This window comes from Micromonospora sp. LOL_025 (assembly GCF_048060285.1).
Taxonomy (GTDB): Bacteria; Actinomycetota; Actinomycetes; order Mycobacteriales; family Micromonosporaceae; genus Micromonospora.
In genome coordinates, this window is record NZ_JBHMIR010000010.1 from 116,826 (window position 1) to 132,165 (window position 15,340).

The window sequence follows — 15,340 nt, forward strand, 5'->3', positions numbered from 1 at the left end:
CGGCTGCCGGTTACGTGTTGCAGGTACGCGGTCCGCAGCGGCTCGCCGTCCTGGCCGACGCGGACGGCCGGATCTGGTCCCGGCTGAGCCTGCTGGCCTCGGTGGACCGGGTCGACCTGGCGGACGAGTCGTACGACTTCGGCGAGCCCGTGGTGTCCGCCGGGCAGCGCGACGGCGAGGACGTCGTCGAGGTGGAACTGGTCTGCCGGAGCACCGCGTGGACGGCCAAGTCGGTCCGGCTGCGCTGCTTCGCCGACCGGATCGAGGCGTCGGTCAGCGTCACCGGCTCCGGCACGCTCGGCGACGTCCGACTGCTGGGCGGCCGGGCGGTCCTGCCGAGCGGGGCGTGCGGCACCTTCCGCTCCTCGACCGACTTCGCCTCGGTGTTCAACCCCACCCCCACCGAGCCGGTCCAGGTGGTGCGGCCGGCCTCCGCCGGCGCCGCCCTCGGGATCGTCGGCGACGCCTCGGCCGGACGGCTGCACGCCGTCTTCTCCCCGCCGCCGCTGTTGCTGGCGTTCGGGCGCGAACCCGCCCGGCACGTCACCCACGTCCCCGACGGTGGCTGGCTCACCGCGGGAGTGCTGGGCCACGTCGCCGACCTGCGCTTCACCGAGTTGAGGTACGTCCCGCTGGACGGCGGCTTCCTGCTGGAGCTCGACTACGACGGGCACACGCGCGTCGAGGGGTCGTTCGAGAGCCCCACCGTCGTGCTCCGGCCGGCGGCCGACCCGTGGCAGGGCCTGGCGACGTACCGGGCGGACCTGGTGGAACGCGGCTTCGCGCCCGCCGCCGCGGCCACGCCCCGGGCCGGCTGGTGGACCGAGCCGATCTTCTGCGGCTGGGGCGCGCAGTGCGCCGCCGCGCCCATCCCGGGCCAGCCGATGTCGTACCCGTACCACCTGTCGGAGCTCGGGCCGGCGCTGGTGCCGGACGGCCTGCCGATCGCCTTCGACCTGGCCCGTCAGGACCGCTACGACGGCTGGCTCGGCCTGCTCGCGGAACACGACGTCGTCCCGGGCACGGTGGTGATCGACGACCGCTGGCAGCTGGCGTACGGCACCGCCGAGCCGGACCCGGCCCGCTGGCCCGACCTGCGGTCCTGGATCGACCAGCGGCACGCCGCCGGCCAGCGGGTGCTGCTCTGGTGGAAGGCGTGGGACCCGACCGGCCTGCCGGCGGCGGAATGCGTGACCGACCCGGGCGGGCGGCCGGTCGCCGTCGACCCCGGCAGCCCCGCGTACCTCGACCGGCTGGCCCGGATCGTGACCGGGCTGCTCGGCCCGGACGGCCTGGACGCGGACGGCTTCAAGATCGACTTCACCCAGCGCGCGCCGACCGGTCGGGGGCTGCGGCGACCGGGAGCCCCGGCCGACGCCCCGTGGGGGATCGCCGCGCTGCACCGGATGCTGGAGACGCTGTACCGGGCGGCGAAGGCGGTCAAGCCGGACGCCCTCGTCGTCACCCACACGCCGCATCCCGGCTTCGGCGACGTCTGCGACATGATCCGGCTCAACGACATTCTCGAACGCGATCCGGCCGGCGGGGTGGTCCCGGCCGTCGACCAGCTCGCCTTCCGGCACGCCGTGGTCGCGGCGACGATGCCCGGCCACCTCGTCGACACCGACCAGTGGCCAATCGCGGACCGGGCGGAGTGGCGCGCGTACGTCGAGGCGCAGCGCCGGCTCGGCGTGCCGGCGCTCTACTACGCCGAACGCATCGACCGCTCCGCCGAGGAGCTGACCGGCGACGACCTCGCCCTGGTGGCCCGCACCTGGCGGGACTACCGGGCCGGACGGGAGACGGCCGGCGACGCTCCGGCGGCGACCGCGCGCCGACCGCTGGAGGTCGGATGAGCACGCCGGCCGAGGTAGTCGTGTACGCCGCCACCTCGGCCGGCGTGTGCGCGGCCGTGGCGGCCGCGGACGCGGGCGCCGACGTCCTGCTCCTCGAACCGGGCCGACACGTCGGGGGGATGACCTCCGGTGGACTCGGCTACACCGACGTCGGTGACGTGCGGGTGCTGGGCGGCCCGGCCGCGCGGTTCCGGCGGGAGGTCGCGGAGCACTACGGCGTGCCGGTGGGCCACTACGCGGGCCCCGAACCGCGGGTCGCCGAGGCGATCTTCCAGCGCTGGCTCGACCACCCGAGGATCCGGCTGGTCACCGACAGCGCGGTGCGCTCGGCGCGGCTGCGGGACGGGCGGATCGTCGAGGTGGCCACCGGCGACGGCCGGACCTTCGCCGGGGGCGTCTTCGTCGACGCGAGCTACGAGGGTGACCTCCTCGCGCTCGCCGGGGTCCCGTACGCCGTGGGCCGGGAGGACCGCGCGTCGTACGGAGAGCGCTGGGCGGGACGCCAGGAGCTGCTGCCCGGCCGGCACACCATGCCGCCGTTCATCTCCCCGTTCCGCGACGATCCGGCGGGCCACCGCGAGGGCCCCGTGCTGCCGCAGCTGCGTACCGGCCCGCTGGCCCCGGTCGGCACGGGCGACGGCGGCGTCATGGCGTACGGCTACCGGGTCTGCCTCACCACCGACGCCGACCGGGTCCCGTTCTCCCGCCGGGACGGCTACGACGAGGCCCACTGGGAACTCGGCCGCCGCCTGTTCCACCACTGGCGCCGACAGGGCTTCGAGCCGGCGGCCGGGGCACTGCTCGGGCTGGAGGCCAACCTGCCGAACGGCAAGTGCGACGGCAACTCGCTCGGCCCGTTCTCGCTCAACGTCCTCGACGGCTCGGCCTGGGAGTATCCCGACGCCGACCCCGCGCGCCGGGAGGAGCTGCGGCTGCACCATCTGCACCACACCCAGGACCTGCTCTGGTTCCTGGCCAACGACCCGGCCGTCCCGGCGAGCGTACGGCGGGAGCTGCGGCGCTGGGGCCTGCCGGCCGACGAGTTCCCCGACACCGGGCACCTGCCGCACCAGCTCTACGTCCGGGAGGCGCGCCGGATGCTCGGCGAGTACGTCCTCACCGAGCACGACCTGCTCGGCGCCCGGCCGCAGCACGACGTCGTCGCCCTCGGCTCGTACCACCTGGACGTCCGGGAGGTGCAGCGGACGTGGCGGTGGGTGCCCGAGCACCCCCGGCCGGTGGCCATGGTGTTCACCGAGGGCTACCTGTCGGTGCCCACGCCGCCGTACCCGATCCCGTACCGCGCGCTGGTGCCCCGCTACGCCGACTGCCTGAACCTCGTCGTCCCGGTCTGCGTCTCCGCCTCGCACGTGGCGTTCTCGTCGATTCGGATGGAGGTGCAGTACCAGATGCTGGGGCACGTCGCCGGGCTGGCCGCCACGCTGGCGCTGCGCGACGGCCGACCCGTGCAGTCGGTGGACACCCGCCTGCTACAGCGACACCTCCGGGACGCGGGGCAGGTCCTCGGGCTGTGACGCCCCCCGCTGCCGATTGGCGGCGGGGCCCGTCGCGACCGCGTCGGGCCGCTCCCCCGCGTCGGGCGCGGGCCGGCCCCGGGCCGCGCAGGCGTCCAGCGCGGCCACGACCAGCGCCCTCCCGTCGGCGGTCATCAGCCACGGCGCCAGGCCGTCCGCGCCCAGGAACACGCCGACCCGCGGCGCGGGTGCGACGGTCCCGTCCGGCAGTCGGGCGCCCCGCGGGTAGCGGAACAGCGCCGGGCGGTTCTCGTCCACGACCAGCGCGACGATCTGCGCGTCCGGCCCGACCTCGGCGACCGTCAGCTTGGCCGGTCCCCGGTAGACCGACACCACGTCGGCGAGCCCGGCGGCGGCGGGGTCGGCCGGGTCCACGATCCGCACCCGGTCGCGGGCGAGCAACACCTCGCTGTGCCGGGCGAGCCCGAGCGGGACGAGGCCGTGCCAGGCCAGCAGCGGTGCGCCGGCGTGGGCGACCGCCTCGATCGCCGGTCCGTCGGCGCCCCGGGTGACGACGACGAGCGACGCCGCCGCGACCTCGTCGGGGCCCGGCGCGTGCCGCCGGCACACCGCGTACCCCCGCTCGCCGAGCAGCGCGGCGACGGCCTCGTCCCCGGCGGTACGGCGCTCGCCGGTGACCAGCAGTGCCACCGGCCGGCCCTTGGCGCGAGCGGGGCGGCCGGCCGCGTCCCGCTCCGCCTGTCCGGCCGGTCCCGGATCCGGCTGGCCGGTGCGGTCCAAAACCTCCCGCACGAACGGCGGGACGACCACGCGCAGGACGTCGGCGTAGTGGCTCTCGGCCCGCGCGAGGGCCCGCCGGGTCTCCTCGACCGCGTCGGCGGTCGCGGTGTCCAGCAGGCGGACGGCCGCCAGTCCGGCCGCCGCCATGTCGGCGCCCGCGACGAGCCACGGGCGCAGGGCCGCCACCAGCGGCTCCGGCTCGGCCGCCGCGCGGCACGCCCGGGCCAGCCCGGTGAGGCGTCCGGTCAGCACCCCGGCGGCGCCCGGCCGCCCGGCGAGGGTGTCGGCCACCGCGCGGGCCAGTTCGGCGTCCGGTTCGGCGCTCGGCGGCCAGGAGCCGCACACCCCGACCAGCGGCGCCAGGTGCTCCGCTCCGGCCCCGGCCGCCGCGTCCAGCGCCCGCCGGGCGGACGCCGCCGGGTCGTAGCCATCCGGGTCGCGGGCCCAGTCGGCCACCGACATCAACGGGATCCGGGACGGCACGGCCTGGATCATCGGGTTGGCGAGCACCCCGGCCAGCGGCGAGCCGGCCAGCTCGGTGGTGCGCCCGGTGAGCGGGCCGAGGAAGAGCCGGCTCGGCTCGAAGTCGTTGACCGGGAAGTTGTCCCACAGCATCAGGCGGCGCTGGTAGCTGGCGGCGGCCTTGTCGATGTCCGACCGGCTCACCTCGCCCACCACGATGTCGTGCCCGGTCCAGGCCACCACGATGTCCGGCGGGGCGGTCGCGGCGAACCGGCGGCGGTAGGCGGTCTCCTCGACCCCGGCGTAGTCCGTGGGGCAGACCAGCAGCGGCTCCCGGATGCCACGGGGCGTGAGGAACTCCGCCACGAACCGGGTGCACGTCTCGCCGTGCGCGGCGCCGGCCGCCCCGGCGCCGGGCCACCGGTCCACCTCCTCGGGCCGGGTCAGTTCGGCCGGTACGTCGTCGAAGAACAGGGCGAACGAGTCCACCCCGGCGTCGTGCAACTGGGCGGCCTTCGCGGCGAGCGCCTGGTAGTCCACCTCCTCGGCGAAGCGCATCGACAGGCCGGGGCTGATCGCGTACGTGAAGCGGATGCCCAGCGTACGGGCGGTCTCGGCCAGCTCGGCGAGCCGGGCGAGGTCGGGTGCCGGGTACCGGTGCCGCCAGCGGGCCCGGTGGTAGGGGTCGTTCTTCGGGGCGTAGACGTACGCGTTCAGGCCGACGCGGGCGGAGAACTCCAGGTGCGACATGCGCTCGGCGTGCGGCCAGGGCGGGCCGTAGAAGCCCTCGACGGTGCCGCGGGTGGACAGGACGGGGGGTGGTTGACCAGCCGGGGAGGGGATGAGAGCCGACATTCTGGGAACGTTATCAGCAGGTCCTTCCCTTATGAACCAACGCTTGTCTTGGTGCGAATATTGAATCTTCCCCAGGCGCTATGGGATCGATACCATGCCGCACATGACCGCGTCGCGCGTATCGGAGATTGCGCCCGGCATTTTCCGGGTAAGGGACACCTGCAACGTCTACGTGGTGCGCTCGCCGGAAGGTTCCGACGGACCGGACGGCGTCACCGGCCGGGACGGCACCCCGGCCCCGCGCACCGCCTTCGCCATCGACTTCGGCTCCGGTCTCGCGCTCGATCACCTGGCCGAGATGGGGATCGACCGGATCACCGACGTCCTGATGACCCACCATCACCGCGACCAGGGGCAGGGCCTGCCGCTGGCGGTGGCCGCGGGCATCCGGGTCCACGTGCCGCCGGTCGAGCGGGACCTGTTCGCCGACGTGGAGGGGATGTGGCAGGCGCGCACCCTCCACAACGACTACAACCTGCGGCAGGACAGGTTCTCGCTACTGGAGTCGGTACCGGTGCACGACGTGGTGCCCGAGTACCGGCGCCGCACGTACGCCGGAACCACCGTCGAGGTGGTGCCCACGCCCGGCCACACCACCGGGTCGGTGACCTACCTCGTCGAACGCGACGGCCGTCGCCTCGCGTTCACCGGCGACCTGGTCTACGCGCCCGGGAAGGTCTGGTCGCTGGCCGCCACGCAGTGGTCGTACACCGACAACGAGGGCCCGGCGATGACGGTGCTGAGCTGCTACCAGCTCATGGAGCGCGACCTCGACCTGCTGCTGCCCTCGCACGGCGAGCCGATGGACGAGCCGCGGGCGGCCCTGGGCCTGCTCGCCACCCGGATGGGCCAGTACGTCGACTCGCGCCGCCCGTACCCGTGGGACCTGCGGGACCGGCTGGACAACCCGTTCACCGCGCTCACCGAGCACCTGCTGCTGAACCGGACCAGCAACTCGTGCAGCTACGTCCTGCTCTCGGCGACGGGCGCGGCCCTCGTGATCGACTACGGCTACGACATGACCACCGGCCTGCCCTCGGGCACCGACCGGGCGTCGCGCCGCCCCTGGCTGGCCTCCCTGCCGGCGCTGCGGCGCAACCACGGCGTCACGTCGATCGAGGTGGCCCTGCCGACCCACTACCACGACGACCACGTGGCCGGCATGAACCTGTTGCGGGACGTGGCGGGCACCGAGATCTGGGCGCCGGAGAACGTGGCCGGGATCCTCGAGGCACCCATGGTCCAGGACCTGCCGTGCACCTGGTACGACCCGATCCCGGTGGACCGGCGGCTGCCGCTGGGCGAGAGCTTCACCTGGCACGAGTACGAGATCATGGTCCACGAACTGCCCGGCCACACCCTCTACGCGGCGGCGTACGAGTTCGTGGTGGACGGAGTGACCGTGCTGGTCACCAGCGACCAACAGGTCGGCTCGGGAGTGCGGGGCGGCCCCCGCGAGGTCCTGAACTACCAGTACCGCAACCGCTTCCGCATCGGCGACTACCGGGCGAGCGCCGAGCTGTACCGTCGGGTCGGCCCGGGGTTGATGGTCTCCGGGCACTGGTCGCCGCGCTGGGTCACCGACGACTACCTGGAGCTGTTGACCGAGGCGGGCGACGAACTCGTCCGGATCCACCAGGACCTGCTGCCGCTGGACGAGGGCGAGGTCGTCGCGGACGGCGTACTCGCCCGAATTGCGCCGTACTACTCGCGGGCGCAGACTGGCACGGTCACCCGCTTCGTCGTCAGCGTGAGCAACCCACGACCCTCCGTCGAGAAAGCCGTGGTATGTCTTGTGCTGCCGGTAGGCTGGGTCGCTGTGCCGGACGTCGCGGCGATCTCGTTGCCCCCGCTCGGGCGGGGAGAGATAGAGATCGAGGTGACGATGACAGGGCCGGCGCGACGACGGGCCCGGATGGCCGCCGATGTGAGCATCGGCGATCTCCACCTGGGTCAGCACGCGGAGGCACTGGTGGACGTGACAGAAGCTGGGTCGACGTGACGGAAGCGGGACGGGTGGCCGAATGAAGAGTGGGCTGACAGTGCCCGACGGGTTTCCTCCGGCACGTCGGCCTACCATCAGGGAGGTCGCCGAGACGGCAGGGGTGTCCCGGTCGACCGCCTCCCGCGCGTTGACGGGTCGCGGGTACGTCGCACCGGCGGTGCGCGACCGGGTCCGGGAGGTCGCCCGCAGCCTCGGCTACGTGCCCGACGCGACCGCCCGGCACCTGCGGCAGCAGGCCAGCCAGTCGATCGGCGTGCTGGTGTCGGACCTGAACAACCCGTTCTACGCCGGGCTCGCGGCCGGCATCAGCCAGCAGGCCCGCAAGCGGCAGTACACGATGATGCTGGCCGACGACGGCGGCTCCCCGGAGGTCGAGGCGGAGGCGGCCGAGGCGTTCGTGGCCCTGCGGGTGGCCGGGGTCATCGTCACCCCGGTGTCGGCGGAGATCAGCACCTACCTGGCGCGGCAGCGGATCCCGGTGGTGGAGGTGGACCGCCAGTTCTCGCTGGGCGCCTGCGACGCCGTCATGGTCGACAACGGCAGTGCCGCCCGGCAGGTCACCTCGCAACTGCTGGACCTCGGCCACCGGCGCATCGCGATGGTGATCGACGAGATGCACTGGACCACCGGCCGGGACCGGCTCGCCGGCTACCGGGCGGCGTTCGCGGCGGCCGGCGTGCCGTTCGACGACTCGCTGGTGGTCAGCGCCGGCTGGGACGTCGACGCCGCCCGGATCGAGGCACACAAGCTGCTCAGCCGGCCGGAACCGCCGACCGCCGTGTTCGCCGCCAACAACGTCCTCGCCGAGGCCGTGTGGCGGGCCGCGACCGAACTCAACCTCACCATCCCCGATCAGCTCAGCCTGGTGTCGTTCGACGACGTCTCGTGGATGAGCCTGGTCCAGCCCGGGGTGACCGCCGTGGCGCAGGATCCGGTGGCCCTCGGCGAGGCGGCCATCTCCCAGCTCTTCGAGCGCATCCAGTCGCCGCACGCGCCGGTGCGCACCGTGCTGCTCTCGGCCACGGTCACCTCCCGCGGCTCGACGGCCCCGCCCCGGACACACTGACCGGGCGGCGACGCGCCGGCCCGACCGCACCGGCGCACGCGCCGGCTCCGTCACCCGGCACTGCGGGCGAACACGTGCCGCCGCGTCCCGCCCACGTTCCGTAGCACCCACCCGGCTGCCCTCCCTTGACGATGTCCGGGCTCACTCCTAGGCTCTGCCTGGGATCGATCCCATAGACCGCCGGCCTTCCGACGGCCGCCCCGGGGGACCCCGCGGGCATCCCGCTGCACCACCCCCCGGGGCCGACCGAGAGGACTCCCATGACCGACCCTGACCCGTTCGCCCTGCCGCCCGTCGGCAGCCCGGGCCCGGTTCTGGCCCTCGACATCGGCGGCACGAAGCTGGCCGTGGGCGTGGTGACGGCCGACGGCTCCAGCCACGGCCTGGTGGTGGAGCCCACCCGCCGGGAGGACGGCTGGCGCGTCGTGACACGGCGGCTCTTCGAGATGGGCCGCCGCGCCGTCGAACTCGCCGGCGTCGGCCCCGTCCGGGCGGTGGGCATCGCCTGCGGCGGACCGTTGGACGCGCCGTCCGGCATGCTGCTGTCCCCACCGCACCTGCCCGGCTGGACAGACGTGCCCATCGGGCCGCTCGCGGCGGACGCGTTCGGGGTGCCGTTCGCGCTGCAGAACGACGCGACCGTCGGTGCCATCGCCGAGTACCGGTTCGGCGCCGGCCGGGGCACCACCACCATGCTCTACCTGACCGTCTCGACCGGAGTCGGCGGCGGCGCCGTCATCAACGGCACCCCGCACCGCGGCGCCGCGGGCAACGGCGGGGAGTTCGGGCACCTGACCGTGCACCGGGGCGGCCGGCGATGCGGCTGCGGTCGACGGGGCTGCGTCGAGGCGTACGCCTCCGGCACGTCGATCGCCCAGCGCGCCCGCGAGGCCCTGGCCGGTGGCGCGGCCTCGTCGATGTCGGCGCTGCCCACGGTGACCGCCGCGGACGTCTCGGCGGCGGCCGCCGCCGGCGACCCGCTGGCGGTGCGGGTGTGGACCGAGACCGTCGACCTGCTCGGCGCGGCGGTCACCGACCTCGTGAACGTGTTCGAACCCGACATGGTGGTGCTGGGCGGCGGCGTCACCCGGGCCGGAGCCATGCTGATCGACCCGGTCCGCGCCCTCGTGGCGCGGGAGGCCATGGCGCCGGCGGCCCGCGCCGCCCGCGTCGTCCCGGCCGAACTCGGCGACCTGGTCTGCGTGGTGGGCGCCGGAGCCATCGGCCACGACCTGCTCGCCGAGGCCGATCTGGCCGGCGGGCTGACCCGGAACCTGCGAGTGGAGCGAGCCCATGTCTGACTGGTTGAAGACCCAACTGGACGACCACGTGGCCGTCGCCGAGGCGACCACCACGCTGGCCGACGACATCCGGACGGTGGGCGAGCTCGTCTGCGCCCGGCTCGCCCGCGGCGGCGTCGTCTACACCCTCGGCAACGGAGGCAGCGCCGCGGACGCGCAGCACCTCGCCGGCGAACTCATCGGCCACTACAAGCGCGACCGCAGGCCACTGCCCGCGGTGACCCTGAGCACCGACGCCAGCGTGATGACCTGCATCGCCAACGACTACTCGTACGAGGACGTCTTCTCCCGCCAGGTGCGCGCGCTCGCCCGCCCGGACGACGTGGTCATCGCCTTCACCACCTCGGGACGGTCCCCCAACGTCGTGGCGGCCCTCGCCGCCGGGCAGGCCGGCGGCGCCACGACGGTGCTGTTCGCCGGTGGCGACGGCGGTCCGGCCCGGATCCACGCCGACCACGCCCTGCTCGTGCCCAGCAAGAGCACCCAGCGGATCCAGGAGATGCACACGCTGATGTTGCACGTGATCAGCGAGATGGTCGACGCGTGGGCCGCCGGCGAGGAGCCCACGGCGTGACCGAGCCCGACCACCGCGACAGCACCGGCAGCACGCCACTGGCCCCGCCGACGGCGGAGCCGCCCCGGCAACGGACGGCGGCGGAGGCCACCACCGGACGCCCGACGGCGCCGGTCGCCAACGCCCCTTCCGGCGACCAGCCGCCCGGCCTGCACCCCGCGCGCCGCCCGGCGGCGACGCCGCAACGCACCCTGCACATGATCGGCAACGCCCACCTCGATCCGGTCTGGCTGTGGCCGTGGCAGGAGGGCTACCAGGAGACCCGGGCCACCTTCTGGTCGGCGATCCACCGGATGGAGGAGTATCCGGACTTCGTGTTCACCTGCAACCAGGTGGTGCTGCTGAGCTGGGTGGAGGAGTCCGACCCCGAACTGTTCGCCCGGATCCGGGAACGGGTCGCCGAGGGCCGCTGGCAGATGGTCGGCGGCTGGTGGGTGGAACCGGACTGCAACATGCCCTCGGGCGAGTCGTTCGTCCGGCAGGGGCTGTACGGGCAGCGCTATCTCAAGGAGAAGTTCGGGGTCACCGCCACGGTCGGCATGAACGTCGACCCGTTCGGGCACAACGGCATGCTGCCGCAGATCCTGCGCGGCCAGGGCATGCACGCGTACTGCTTCCTGCGGCCCGGCCCGCACGAGTCCCACCTCACCGGCACCGCCTTCTGGTGGGAGTCGCCCGACGGTTCCCGCGTGCTCGCCTACCGGATCCCGTTCGAGTACTGCAGCCCGCCCGGTGACGTGGCGGGGCAGACCGACAAGTCGCTCGGCGTGCTCGACCACGGCCTGGGCGACATGATGATCTACTTCGGCGTCGGGAACCACGGCGGCGGGCCCACCCGGGCCAACATCGAGTCCATCCACCGCTACGACCGGATGGGCTCGTTCGGCCGGATGGTCATCTCCTCGCCGGCCCGCTACTTCGACGAGTTCGCCAAGAACCAGGGCGAGGAAGGGCTGGCGAAGCTGCCGGTCTGGCGGGACGACCTGCAGATGCACGCCCCGGGCTGCTACTCGGCGCATTCCGGGATCAAGCTCTGGCAGCGCCGCGCGCAGGCCGCGATCCTGTCCGCGGAGCGGTGGGCGGTGCTCGGCTCGACGCTGTTCGGGCTGGACTACCCCACCGACGACCTCGGCCGGGCCTGGCGGCAGATCCTGTTCAACCAGTTCCACGACGTCCTGCCCGGCTCCGCGATCGAGAGCGCGTACGACGACGCCCGCGACCAGCTCGGCGAGGCGGTGGCGGTCGCCAAGCGGATCATCACGCGTACGCACAACGTGATCGCCCGGCACGTCGACATCCCGCTGGCCGAGGGCACCCAGCCCGTCCTGGTCTTCAATCCCCACCCCTGGCCGGTGACGGCGCAGGTGGAACTCCAGTACGGCACCCAGCCCACCGGCGTGCACGTGGTCGACGCCGACGACCGCGTGACGCTCGCCCAGCGGACCCAGTCGGTGGCCACCACCGACGACAAGGGACGCGGGGCGACGGTGTTCGAGGCGGTGCTGCCGCCGCTGGGCTACCGGCTCTACCGGCTGCGGTCCGGCGCCGCGCCGGCGGACACGCCGGCCGGTGAGCGGCCCGCGGGCAACCTGCGGGCCACCGACACGGTCCTGGAGAACGACCTGCTCCGGGTGGAGATCGACCCGGAGACCGGATGGCTGCGCGGGCTGCTCGACAAGCGGACCGGGGTGGACCTGGTGGCCGGCGCCCGGGGCGAGCACACCCAGATCTGCCAGGACCCGACGGACACCTGGGGCCACCGGGTCGTCTCGTACCGGTGGCCCGGTGCTCCCATGCGGACCAGCCGCGTCACCCTGCGCGAGGCGGGGCCGCTGCGCGCCCGACTGCGGGTGGAGCGGGCGTGGAACCGTTCCACGATGGTGGAGGAGTTCATCCTCGGGCACCGCGACGACCACGTCGAGGTCCGGGTGACCCTCGACTGGCGGGAGCAGGCCCACCTGCTCAAGCTCTGCTTCCCGACGGCCGTGAACGACCCGGTCGCCACGTACGAGATCCCGTTCGGGTCCATCGGGCAGCCGGTCGACGGCGGGGAGAACCCCGCACAGTCGTGGGTGGACGTCAGCGGCACGGTGGACGGTCGGCCCGCCGGGCTCGCGGTGGTCAACAACGCCAAGCACGGGTACGACGTCTCGCCCGGCGATCCCGACGGGGACACCCCGAGCATCGGCATCACGGCCGCCCGCAGCCCCGTCTACTCCTGGCACGATCCGCGCCAGCTCGATCCGGACGGCTTCTACTCGTACCAGGACCAGGGGATCCAGTCCTTCCGCTACCTGCTCGTGCCGCACGGGGGCGACTGGCGGCAGGCCGGCCTGTTCCGGCGGGCGGCCGAGCTGGGCGCGCCGGTCCGGGCCATGTTGGAGAGCTTCCACCGGGGTCCGCTGCCCGCCCGGCAGAGCTACCTGTCCGACGGCGGTGACCAGGTGATGGTGACCGCCGTGAAGGGCCACGAGGACGGCGGCGCAGCCCCGGACCTGGTCGTCCGGGCGGTGGAGACCACCGGCCGGCCCGCCCGGGTCCGCATCGACCTGCCGGTGCTCGGGCGGGTCATCGAGGCCGACTTCGGTCCCAGCCAGCTGCGCACCTTCCGGGTGCCGGTCGACGGGGGCCCCGTCCGGGAGGTCGACCTCATCGAGTGGGACCTCGCCGAGGCGTCGCCCGGGTCGGTCACGGAGTCGGCGATCCCGGCGGCGCCGGGCGGGCGGCGCAGCACCGAGCCCGACCGCGAGTCCTCCGACGCGACGATGCCGGCCGAGCGGCTGGCCCCGAACCAACGCCGCCGCGAGGGCGGCTGAGTCCCGGCGCGCGGGACCACTCCCCCGCTGACCCGCTCCGCCCCGCGCTGCGTGGCCGGGGCGGGTCAGCGGGGCGGGACCAGGAGGGCGGGGGCGGCCAGCGCCTGCTCGCAGCCGAGCAGCAGCACCCCCACGCTCCACGCGTGCGACAGCGTCAGCAGCATTCCCTTGGGCTGGAAGCAGGCGGTCTGGTAGTACCGCTCGCTCACCATCCCCCGGTACGCGTTGAAGTCGCCGTCGAAGCGCGCGACGAACTGGCGGAAGCAGGCCAGCGCCTCGCGCGCCCGCTCGACGTAGTGCGGGTCGCCGCAGGCGGCGGAGAGTTCCGCGAACTCGGCCGTGCAGATCAGCCCGTACGCGTGCAGGTGCTGGTTGGAGGGCGAGGCGTTGTCGGCCCCCCGGGTGGCGAACCGGTAGGTGTGCAGCAGGGTGCCGGCCGGGAACGTGGTGTTGTACGTGTACCGGAAGGTCAGCGTCCAGTCGGCGGCACGGCGGGCGAGGTCCAGCCAGCGCCGCTCGCCGGTGCGGCGGTGCAGCGCCAGGTACGCCATCACCGCGACGTAGCCGTCCTCCGAGGTGGGGGCCAGGTCCACGTCCTCCGGCGCGCCGTGCAGGAACTCGCTCTCCACGAACGGCGCGTAGTACTCCCCGGCGCGGACGGCGGCGGCCAGGTACCCGCCCCCGGCGCCGTCCGGCCCGTCCCAGCGGGCGGCCTCGGCCAGCGCGCCCACCCAGGCCAGTCCCGCGCAGCCGGCCCAGGAGAGCACCTCGCCGGTCAGCGCGTGGTGGGTCGAGCCGAGGTTGCCGTCCGGCCGCTGCCGGGCGACGACGGCGTCGAGGTTCGACCGGACCGCGTGGATCCACGCCGGCCGCGAGCCGCCCGCATCACCGTCGAGCTCCAGGGCCCGGACGAGGAACTGCGTCGCCTCGGCGAGGGTGCGCGAGTGCAGCGTGTGCGGCACCGGTGACCAACTCTGCGACCAGCCCCGGTGGCGGTACCAGACGCCCCAGAAGGTGCCCGACGGGGACAGCTCGGCGCAGCAGAAGTCGATGACCCGCTCCGCGGCCGTGACGTCGGCCGTCGCGCCGACCCGCCGGCCGTGAGCCAGCAGCGCGTACGCCCACGGGATGCCGCTGACCCAGCCCACGTGCATGGCCTGCCGGTCCACGGGCAGCCCGTCCTGGCCGCTGATGCCCCGGTCGAACGCGACCGTCTCCAGCAGGACGCCGGGCTCGGCGTAGTGCCACCGGCGCAACCCCTCGGCGGCCAGCACGGCGGCCTGCGTGACGTCGACCCAGGGCCGCAGCGGGGCGTCCGCGGCCTGGCGGGCGTGCTCCTCGCGCAGCACGGCCGCGTAGCCGTGCCGGTCCCGGTCGAGTGCGTAGACGGCGAGGTCCAGTTCCACCCGCTCGCCCGGGCGCCAGGTGTACGTGCTGACCTCGGCGGGCCCCGGTACCGCGGATCCGTCGTAGCTGACCGGCGCCTCCCGGAACGGAAACGTCAGGTGCAGGTGTCCACGGCCGCGCCCGGCGTCGTGCCCGAACCCGAGCCCGGTCATGCCGAGGACGGTGGTCTCGTCGGCGACCAGGGCGACGCCGCCCTCGCCGGCCCAGCCGAACACCGCCGGGGTGGCCGCCCGGTCGGCCCGGAACTCCCAGTGGTCGCTCACCATGCCGGCGTGGTCGGTGCCGTCGACCGCGAACCGGGGATACACCCGCAGGCAGTCCGCCGGCCGGTTCTCGCCGTAGAACGCGCCGGGCAGCAACCACCACGGCGGATCGGGGTCGGCGGCGAGGTCGACCCGGTACCGGATTCCCGCGTCCACCGCCGCGTCGCCCCGGTACTCGACGGTCAGCCGGACGTTCCGCCGGCCCGTGGCCGACGGCGGCCCCCAGTCGAGGGTGGCCGTGAACGGCCCGTCGCCGGCCGGTTCGGCACGGCCGTCGGCCCGGACGACGTCGACCGTCCCGGGCGCCGAGCCGACCGTCCGACCGGCCGCGTTGCGCAGTGGCGTGGGGGCTGCGACCGCAGCGGGCAGGGAACCGGTCACCGTGACGTGCACATCCTTCGCGCTCTGGGATCGATACCACTATTGAGCCGCCAAGATAGCGGAAGTATCCCTACAGGG

At 74.2% G+C, this 15,340-nt stretch carries 9 protein-coding genes; 7 read left to right on the forward strand and 2 right to left on the reverse strand.

Annotated features, from left to right (window positions below):
* Window positions 1–14: 14 nt before the first annotated feature.
* Together ACFHW0_RS15750 and ACFHW0_RS15755 are read left to right on the forward strand one after the other, a co-directional pair.
* Window positions 15–1,856 carry a hypothetical protein gene (locus ACFHW0_RS15750; RefSeq protein WP_416608316.1) on the forward strand — a complete coding sequence of 614 codons (1,842 nt, stop codon included), beginning with the start codon at window positions 15–17 and terminating at the stop codon, window positions 1,854–1,856.
* Window positions 1,853–3,391: an FAD-dependent oxidoreductase gene (locus tag ACFHW0_RS15755; RefSeq protein ID WP_416608318.1), complete on the forward strand. Its 1,539-nt coding sequence runs from the start codon at window positions 1,853–1,855 to the stop codon at window positions 3,389–3,391. The genes ACFHW0_RS15750 and ACFHW0_RS15755 overlap by 4 nt, the downstream gene beginning before the upstream one ends.
* Here the strand turns inward: ACFHW0_RS15755 and ACFHW0_RS15760 are convergent.
* Window positions 3,347–5,449 carry a beta-N-acetylglucosaminidase domain-containing protein gene (locus tag ACFHW0_RS15760; RefSeq protein ID WP_416608321.1) on the reverse strand — a complete coding sequence of 701 codons (2,103 nt, stop codon included), beginning with the start codon at window positions 5,447–5,449 and terminating at the stop codon, window positions 3,347–3,349. The two genes, ACFHW0_RS15755 and ACFHW0_RS15760, sit on opposite strands and share 45 nt — an antisense overlap.
* Before the next feature lie 103 nt (window positions 5,450–5,552).
* Between ACFHW0_RS15760 and ACFHW0_RS15765 the strand changes: the two genes are divergently transcribed.
* The 5 genes from ACFHW0_RS15765 to ACFHW0_RS15785 all read left to right on the forward strand — a co-directional run bounded on the left by ACFHW0_RS15765 (window position 5,553) and on the right by ACFHW0_RS15785 (window position 13,211).
* On the forward strand, window positions 5,553–7,451 hold the full coding sequence (locus tag ACFHW0_RS15765) for an MBL fold metallo-hydrolase (RefSeq protein WP_416608323.1): 1,899 nt from the start codon (window positions 5,553–5,555) through the stop codon (window positions 7,449–7,451).
* A gap of 22 nt (window positions 7,452–7,473) precedes the next feature.
* Window positions 7,474–8,520 carry a LacI family DNA-binding transcriptional regulator gene (locus ACFHW0_RS15770; protein ID WP_416608325.1) on the forward strand — a complete coding sequence of 349 codons (1,047 nt, stop codon included), beginning with the start codon at window positions 7,474–7,476 and terminating at the stop codon, window positions 8,518–8,520.
* Window positions 8,521–8,780: 260 nt separating this feature from the next.
* The gene (locus ACFHW0_RS15775; RefSeq protein ID WP_416608327.1) at window positions 8,781–9,821 is read left to right on the forward strand and encodes an ROK family protein; all 1,041 of its coding nucleotides are present in this window, start codon (window positions 8,781–8,783) and stop codon (window positions 9,819–9,821) included.
* On the forward strand, window positions 9,814–10,395 hold the full coding sequence (locus tag ACFHW0_RS15780) for a D-sedoheptulose-7-phosphate isomerase (RefSeq protein ID WP_416608329.1): 582 nt from the start codon (window positions 9,814–9,816) through the stop codon (window positions 10,393–10,395). Before ACFHW0_RS15775 ends, ACFHW0_RS15780 begins: the two co-directional genes overlap by 8 nt.
* Entirely contained in the window at window positions 10,392–13,211 is a 2,820-nt protein-coding gene (locus tag ACFHW0_RS15785; RefSeq protein WP_416608331.1) for an alpha-mannosidase, read from the forward strand. Before ACFHW0_RS15780 ends, ACFHW0_RS15785 begins: the two co-directional genes overlap by 4 nt.
* Window positions 13,212–13,276: 65 nt before the next feature.
* Here the strand turns inward: ACFHW0_RS15785 and ACFHW0_RS15790 are convergent, their stop codons facing one another.
* The gene (locus ACFHW0_RS15790) at window positions 13,277–15,262 is read right to left on the reverse strand and encodes a hypothetical protein (protein WP_416608332.1); all 1,986 of its coding nucleotides are present in this window, start codon (window positions 15,260–15,262) and stop codon (window positions 13,277–13,279) included.
* Between the last annotated feature and the right edge of the window lie 78 nt (window positions 15,263–15,340).

Coding starts and splice junctions, on each gene's coding strand:
- ACFHW0_RS15765 (WP_416608323.1), top strand. CDS start 5,553: ATGACCGCGTCGCGCGTATCGGAGATTGCGCCCGGCATTTTCCGGGTA.
- ACFHW0_RS15775 (WP_416608327.1), top strand. CDS start 8,781: ATGACCGACCCTGACCCGTTCGCCCTGCCGCCCGTCGGCAGCCCGGGC.
- ACFHW0_RS15760 (WP_416608321.1), bottom strand. CDS start 5,449: ATGTCGGCTCTCATCCCCTCCCCGGCTGGTCAACCACCCCCCGTCCTG.
- ACFHW0_RS15755 (WP_416608318.1), top strand. CDS start 1,853: ATGAGCACGCCGGCCGAGGTAGTCGTGTACGCCGCCACCTCGGCCGGC.
- ACFHW0_RS15770 (WP_416608325.1), top strand. CDS start 7,474: ATGAAGAGTGGGCTGACAGTGCCCGACGGGTTTCCTCCGGCACGTCGG.
- ACFHW0_RS15780 (WP_416608329.1), top strand. CDS start 9,814: ATGTCTGACTGGTTGAAGACCCAACTGGACGACCACGTGGCCGTCGCC.